This window comes from Pseudomonas sp. KB_15 (assembly GCF_052114525.1).
In the GTDB taxonomy this organism is placed as follows: domain Bacteria; phylum Pseudomonadota; class Gammaproteobacteria; order Pseudomonadales; family Pseudomonadaceae; genus Aquipseudomonas.
In genome coordinates this window covers 1-390 of record NZ_JBFREX010000308.1, presented here as the reverse complement: position 1 = coordinate 390, position 390 = coordinate 1, and the positions used below count along the sequence as shown (strand labels likewise).

Annotated in this window: 1 protein-coding gene; it reads right to left on the bottom strand. The window is 64.6% G+C overall.

Annotated features, from left to right (window positions below; translation table 11 throughout):
• A partial coding sequence (locus AB4Z35_RS31025) for an acyl-CoA dehydrogenase family protein (protein WP_442101300.1) occupies positions 1-390 on the bottom strand: 390 nt, incomplete at both ends.

The window sequence follows — 390 nt, the reverse complement described above, 5'->3', positions numbered from 1 at the left end:
ACCTGATAGAGGCGCGTCTCGCGGAACTTGCGCTCGATGTCGTACTCGCAGGCGAAGCCGAAGCCGCCGTGGAACTGCAGGCAGACATTGGCCGCCTCCCAGCTCGCCTTGGCGGCCAGGTACTTGGCCATATTGGCCTGCGCGCCCATCGCCGCGTGCGCGTCGTACAGTTCGCAGGCCTTCCAGCGCATCAGGTTGGCGGCTTCCAGTTCGATGAACGACTCGGCAATCGGGAACTGCACGCCCTGATTCCGCCCGATGGGCCGGTCGAAGACCTGGCGCTCGGTCACGTACTTGGTCACGCGGTCCATGAACCAGTAGCCGTCGCCGATGCACTCGGCGGCGATCAGCGTACGCTCGGCGTTCAGGCCGTCGAGGATGTACTTGAAG